Annotated in this window: 4 protein-coding genes; 1 reads left to right on the forward strand and 3 read right to left on the reverse strand. The window is 64.8% G+C overall.

Annotation, left to right across the window (positions count from 1 at the left end):
• Window positions 1–20 precede the first annotated feature (20 nt).
• From I6F38_RS40115 to I6F38_RS40125, 3 genes are all read right to left on the reverse strand, one after another.
• Complete coding sequence (locus I6F38_RS40115; RefSeq protein WP_225164285.1) at window positions 21–1109, reverse strand: GTP-binding protein; 1089 nt, start codon at window positions 1107–1109, stop codon at window positions 21–23.
• The gene (locus tag I6F38_RS40120) at window positions 1109–2776 is read right to left on the reverse strand and encodes an amidohydrolase (protein WP_225164286.1); all 1668 of its coding nucleotides are present in this window, start codon (window positions 2774–2776) and stop codon (window positions 1109–1111) included. The genes I6F38_RS40115 and I6F38_RS40120 overlap by 1 nt, the downstream gene beginning before the upstream one ends.
• Window positions 2777–3099: 323 nt before the next feature.
• A complete protein-coding gene (locus I6F38_RS40125) occupies window positions 3100–4677 on the reverse strand; it encodes a gamma-glutamyltransferase family protein (protein ID WP_225164287.1) in 1578 nt (525 codons plus the stop codon).
• Between the two features lie 503 nt (window positions 4678–5180).
• Here I6F38_RS40125 and I6F38_RS40130 point away from each other — a divergent pair.
• Entirely contained in the window at window positions 5181–6110 is a 930-nt protein-coding gene (locus I6F38_RS40130; RefSeq protein ID WP_225164288.1) for a D-alanyl-D-alanine carboxypeptidase family protein, read from the forward strand.
• Window positions 6111–7113 lie beyond the last annotated feature (1003 nt).

Genomic DNA, 7113 nt, shown 5'->3' on the forward strand with positions numbered 1-7113 from the left:
TGAAAATGCCTGACCGCGGCTCACGCAGCCGATCGCTGGATCGCCGCACGGCTCACCGCGGCGAATTTGCACAAGGTGTTTTCGATGATCTGGCGCGAGATGCCGCGCACGATGAAGACGAGCCGCGAGCGCCGGTCCGCCGACGGCCAGCCCTGCAGCGCGATCGGCGGATGGAACACGTGCTGCACGCCGTGCACCACCATGGGCGCATCGGGCTGCTCGGCGACATGCACGATCGCCTTGAAGCGCAGCAGGTCCTCGCCTCTAAGCGCCGCGACATAATCGAGCCAGCGCGCGAACGCCTCGCGCTGGATCGGCTCGTCGATGATCAGGCTGTAGGATGATACGCCGGTGTCGTGCGCGTGGTGACTGTGGTGGCTGCACGCCTCGCCGTCGCAATGGTGATCCCCGTGATGGTGCGGCGTGTTCGCCGCCTGCGCTGCCAGATCGAACCAGCGCACCACATCAGCGGAGCGCGCCGCCGGATCGAACAGCCCGGCATCGAGGACTTTTGCCGGATCGACGATCCCGTTCCGCACGTGTGAGCGCGTTGCGACCGGATTGATCGCCGCAAGCTGCGCATCGAGCCGCGCCAGTGCATCATCGGCGGCAAGGTCGGTCTTGGTCACGAGCAGCCGGTCGGCGACGGCGATCTGCCTGACGGCTTCGCTGTGCGCCGCAAGAGTGTGCGTACCATTAACCGCATCGACGGTCGCGACCACGCCGTCGATCCGGTAGCGGCCGACGATATCGGACGCCGTCATCAGCGTGTGCAGCACGGGCACGGGATCGGCGAGCCCGGTGGTCTCGACCAGCACCCGGTGGAATGGCGGGATCGTGCCGTCAGCGCGGCGCGATGCGAGGTCGGCCAGCGTCTCGATCAGATCCTCGCGCACCGAGCAGCAGATGCAGCCATTGTCGAGCAGCGCCAGCCGGTCCTCGCTGCTCTCGACCAGCAGATGATCCAGCGCCACCTCGCCGAACTCGTTGATGATGGCGACGACGCCGCCGAGCTCGGGCTGGCGCAGCAAATGGTTCAGCACCGTGGTCTTGCCGCTGCCGAGGAAGCCGGTCAGCACCGTGACCGGAATCTGATCCACCGCTGCCATCACGCGCCCCGCTCGTAGACCTTGCGGCCCTCGAAGAAGGTCATCTCGACCCGCGTATCGGCCAATTGATCCGGCGGGATGTCGAAGATCATCTGGTCGAGCACGATCAAATCGGCCGATTTGCCCACCTCGATCGAGCCGATCGACTGGCCGAGCCCGGCCGCGCGCGCGGCGTCGATGGTGTAGATGTCGATCACGGTTTTGAGGTCGAGCGCCTGCTCCGCCCACAGCGACTTGCCGGGAAAATCTCCGGTCGGATTCTGCCGCGTCACCATGCCCTCGATGCCCTGCCAGGGATCGGGGATCGGGATCACCGGCCAGTCCGAGCCGCCGGCCATCAGTGCGCCGGCTTCCTTCAAATCCCTGTTCGGCCAGAAGCGCTGCGCGCGCTCCTCGCCCATCGCGGCCTTGTGCGCCTCGAGGAAGATGGTCGGATACCAGATGATCGGCGACAGGTCGGCGGCGACGCCGAGCTCGGCGAAGCGCTTGACATCGTCGGGCGCGATATAGCTCGCATGCGCGATCTGATGGATCAGATGGGTCGGGCCGTTGAAGCTGCGCACGACATCGATGGCGTCGAGCGCCTGCGTCACCGCGGCGTCGCCCGCGCAATGGATCTTCGCGGCAAGGCCGAGCTTCTCGCAGCGCCCGAGCCAACGGATCAGGTCCGGCACGGTCAGCATGGTGGAGCCGCGGAAGCAGCAGCCGCGCACCGGGTCGGCCACATACGGCTCGTGGAAGGCCGCGGTCTTGGCGCCCGGCACGCCGTCGAGGAACACCTTGACATAATCGGGCTTCACATGCGCACCGCGGTAATCCTCGCGCAGCGCGAACAGCTCCTCGCCGGCCTTGCCGAACATGAAGCCCGGCTCGACCACCGGCATCGCGCAGACCGCCCAGGCGGTGAGCTCGCCGCGGTCGTCGAGGCCCTTCAGCGCCGCCATGATCGGCTGCATGCTGGCAGCGTCGATGAAGGCGGTAACGCCATAAGCGTTCAGCACCGAGATCGAGCGCGCCACCGCCGCGCGGTCCATCTCGGCCGTATAGTGACCGGAGGCCGCGAGCGCCCGCTCGACCAGGCCGGAGGCAGCCTCGATCATGATCCCGGTGAGCGTTCCGGACTTGAGGTCGCGGCCGATCTCGCCGTCGGTCGGATCAGCCGTGTCGGCCGCAACACCGGCCAGCCGCAGCGCCGCCGAGCTCGCCCAGCGATTATGATAGGTGTCGTCGCGCAATACGACGGGATGCCCGAGGCAGGCCGCGTCCAGCAGCGCGCAGGACTCCGCGGTGTTCATCTCGTTCAGGAGATTATTGCCGAACTGCCCGCCGACAATCCAGGCGCCCGGCGCAGCCACTGAGGCAGCCTTGTGCAGCGTCTCGGCGATCCTTGGAATGCTGTCGGCGTTGGAGAAGCGCAACTCGTAGAGATCGGCCTGTCCGCCCATCATGATGTGATTGTGGATGTCGACGATCCCCGGCATCGCCATGCGTCCACCGAGATCGACGGTTACCGTCCCCTCGCCGATGAGCGCCGCGACGTCGCGTTCCTCGCCCACCGCGATGAACCGGCCGGCCTTGACGGCCGCGCATGTCGCCCAGGTTTGCCCGCGGTTCGACGTGTAGATCCGGCCGTTGCGGAAGACCGTGTCGGCGAATGTCCTGTTCATACGGATCAAACTTCTCGATTGGGAAAGCCTGGAGCGATCAGCCTCTCACCGTGCGGCGCACAAGGCCGAACCGCGCACGACGCCGGCATGATGGCCAAACGTTCGGCATGTCGGCATTTGGAACAATCCACCGTCCGGTGGATGCTCCGCCGCGTCCCCGCAATGCGGGCGGCGGCCTCAGCTCAGGATGATAGTCATGGGGCACATCGGTCCATCCACGTCATTGCGAGCGGAGCGAAGCAATCCATCACTCCGCGGGCGGTGATATGGATTGCTTCGTCGCTGTCGCTCCTCGCAATGAACTGTAAAAGCCTCACCGCCCCTCAAAACCCCAGCGCCAGGCCGTCCTTGCGGTGGTCGGAGGCACCGAACAGCACGCCCCTCGCATGGTCGATACGGATCGCCTGGCAGCCGCCGATCGGCTCCTCCGAGAACCGGGCATCGTGGCCGCGGGCGCGAAGGTCGTCGCGTATCCCTGGAGAAATGGTCGTCTCCAGCGACAGCGCGCCGTCGAAGGCAAAGGAGCGCGGCGCCTCGGCCGCGGCCTGGATATCCATCTGCATGTCGAAGATGTTCGACAGCAGATTGGCATGGCCCGCGGCCTGGTAATGCCCGCCCATCACGCCGAACGACATCACGGTCTTGTCGTCCTTGCGCAGCAGGCCCGGGATGATGGTGTGCATCGGCCGCTTGCGCGGCCCGAGCGAATTGGGATGTCCGGGCCTGGCGCGAAAGCTCCAGCCGCGGTTGTGCAGCAGCACGCCCGATTTCGGCGCGTAGATGCCGCTGCCGAACGGATAGAACAGCGAGTTGATCAGCGACACGGCGTTGAGGTTGCGGTCGACCACCGTGACATAGACGGTGTCGCGGTGCTCGATATCGTCCCAGGTCGCGGACGCGGATGCGCGGCGCATGTCGATCTTTTCACGGATCTTCCGGATATAGTCTTCGGCAAGGAAAGCGGCCGGATCGACCTTGCCGGTGGCGGGATCGCAGAAGAACGCATCGCGCGCGCGGTAGGCGGCCTTGGTGGCTTCGGCCAGCAGATGGATGCGATCGGCCTCACCGAGCTTGCCGACATCGAAGCCTGCAAGCGTCCGCAGGATCATCAGTGCGGCCAGGCCCTGCCCGTTTGGCGGACACTCGACCACGTCGTGGTCGTGGTAGCGCGCCGAGATCGGGCGCACATGGTCGGAGGTCTGGGCGGCGAAATCGTCGCTGCGGTGAGCGCCGCCCAGGGCGCGCAAGATGGCCACCATCTCGTCGGCGGCCTCGCCCGCGTAGAACGCATCGCGCCCGTGCTGCGCGATCCGGCGAAGGGTGCGGCCGAGCGCGGGTTGCGTACGGATATCGCCGACCTCAGGCGCCTTGCCGCCGGGCAGGAACTGCGCCGCCGCATTGCCGTCGATCTCGATCCGGGCCCGGAAGCGGCGCCAGTCCTCCGCGACGCGCGGCGTCACGCAAAAGCCCCGCTCGGCAGCCGAGATCGCCGGCCGGAAGATCTCCTCCAGCGACCTGCTGCCGTGATCGGCGACCAACCTGCACCACGCATCGATCGCGCCGGGCACGGTCACCGCCTCGGGCGCGGTCGGCGGAATGTCGCGCGCGCCGCTTGCGGAAAATTTCTCGGCATCGGTTGCGGCCGGCGTGCGGCCCGAGCCGTTCAGCGCGATCGGCTCGCCGGCCTTGGGCGAATACAGCGCGAAGCAGTCGCCGCCGATCCCGGTCATCTGCGGCTCGACCACGCCCTGCACCGCGACCGCCGCCACCGCGGCATCGACGGCATTGCCGCCGGCCTTCAGCATCTCGACCGCGGCCAGCGTCGCCTGCGGGTGCGAGGTCGCGGCCATGCCACGCTCCGCAACCGCCACCGAGCGGCCGATGGCCATGAAATCGCGCATGTCGTTTCCTTCAATGTTGTGAGCGGCCGCCGCTCGCCACATTGTCGAAAACGACACCGGTCCTCGCGGAGGACTCTCGTTTGGCCACCGGGCAGGCAGCAATCCACCTAACGGTGGATCGGTGAACACGGACGAGGGTTGTCCCGCCAGACGCGTCTCGGACGCGGCGGATTGATCCGGCGGGCAACCCGGCAACACCTGTCAAACCTGCACGTAAGGAATTCTTTCGGCGTATCTGAATAGTTGCGTGCTCGGCGGCAATTCTGTGGTGGGTAACTGGTTGCCAAGCCCGGAGCGCAATGGCACGCTGCCATGATCAATTTAGCTCATGTCGATTGACAATGCCGATGTCATCTCTCAGAGAGTTTCATGGCGCCAGGCGAAGTCGGTTCGGTTGCGGGGCTGGTTGGTTACGCATTGTCTCGTCTCTGGTTTCACTGTCATGCTGCGCCGTCGTTCACGATGTGCGTGCAGCGTCGCCCATTGAGGAGTCGAGCCGGCAGGTGACGGCATCCGAACCGTCGGCTCAATCCGATGCCAACGGGAGTGTCTTGCCGGATGCGGACCGAGCGTCGCCCGAGGCTCTGTCGACGACGCCAAGCGAGAAGCAAGCTGAGCAGGCCTCTCAAACCGCCAACGTTACCGACCCGCTCAAGGCCGCCCCGGACAATATTGATACAGTTCTGGTCCTGGACGAATGCTTTGTTGCCGAGGCGTGCATCGACCGGTTCCTTGGCGCGCTCTACACGCGAGCGCCGAAGACCGACTGGATCGTCGTGTACGAAAAAAAGGACGTGATCATCAAACGGAAGCGCAAACTGATCACCGTCACACGCAGCATCCCGAAGCGGGTCGAAAATGACTTCGGATGGAAGGACCCCAAAGCCGCGGATAAAGCCGGGATGCCTCTGATGGATTACGTGATCGGAGGGATGGATCGAGCCTTCAAGCAAAAGCTGTTCTATATGCTCCATGCAGCGGAGCAGGCCGGACTGGCACCCGGGATCACAAGCGGATTCCGCGATGACTACCGCCAATCGATTGCAAGCGGGCTGAAGGCCGCAAATGACAAGTCCTATCACGGCGGCAGCGCGCGTGGGGGCTATGGTCACGGGCTCGCCGCAGACGTCGTCAGCATGAATGGCGGGAGCAAGGAGGAGTGTGCAACCGAGACCAAGCGATTATGGAAATGGATCGACGAGCACGAAAAGCAGTTCGGAGTTGGACGTCCATACTTGAATGGAGACCCAGCGCATCTCGCACCGGTCGATGGTCGGGAGTATGCTGCTCATCGTACGGTATCAAGGCACACAAAGCTGGCCGGCAAGCGACATACCCGAATTGCAGCATCGTCCAGACATGGCGTGACGCCGCGCGCAAAGTCAAAGGCAGCGTCGAAGGCCGCGACGACGAAACTCAGCTCGCGCCTCTGATTGGCCTACCCCTCCTGCGCTTCGTGCGCTCCGGCGCGCCCCAGCTCAGGGGGGTGAGCTGGGGCTGGACGGCGGCTTCGGAGGCCGTAGCGGCCAGCCTCCACCCATGACGTTATGCCTCTCTTCGGACTCTCATCTACCAGGAACCGCGATTGCTGCGCCGCGCTACTACTTCTGCGCTGTGGAGCATGCTTGCCGCTGAATCTGTCACTCGGGGCTAGTCCAGAATGGCAATTGCCGCGTGCGCTTGTCGATCTATCATGTCCCCAGTCGTGCGGATTGGCCGACATTTTGCCCACACCCGACCATGCACCTCGCGCGATCAGGGATCGCCGCTTCGGCCCACGGAGCGACGGTCCCGCCCAATTCCGGATGTGTGACTCACAGACCGCGCCACACACTCAATGTCGTCCTGGCGAAAGCCAGGACCCATTGCCCCGGATCGCAATTGTTGCGCGACGCTGGGGCCACGATCCCGTTCATGATCAAATGCTGTGGTTATGGGGACCGGCTTTCGCCAGGACGACGATCGTGTGTCGCATCCGCACTGTCATTGCCCGGCTCGCCGCCTCCGCTAAAGCTTCGGCGCGCCAAGGATGCATGGCCTCGTTGAAGCCTTGGCGGAGACGGGACCGGGCGATCCAGTACGCCGCGGCCTCTCGATTCAAGCACAGGCATCTCTGAAGTACTGGATCACTCGCATGCGCGGGTGATGACACCGAAGATGGGAGCGCAATGACGGTGCGTTGTCTCGCGCGAGAACGATCCTCATCGTCGTCCCTGCGAAAGCAGGGACCCATAACCACCGATGTTTATCGTTTCACGACGCTGGAGTGACGAATCCCATTCACAACATCCTCCGCGGCGTATGGGTCCCCTGAGTTCACAAACGAAGTGCAACACTTCCTTGAGGAGGTGTTGCCATGGGGCGGACTTACAAGCAGCTCTCTCTGGACGACCGATGCGAGATTGCCTGCCTATCGGCCAATGGCAGCTCGGTCCG

The sequence above is a fragment of the Bradyrhizobium sp. BRP56 genome (assembly GCF_020194035.1).
In the GTDB taxonomy this organism is placed as follows: domain Bacteria; phylum Pseudomonadota; class Alphaproteobacteria; order Rhizobiales; family Xanthobacteraceae; genus Bradyrhizobium; species Bradyrhizobium australafricanum.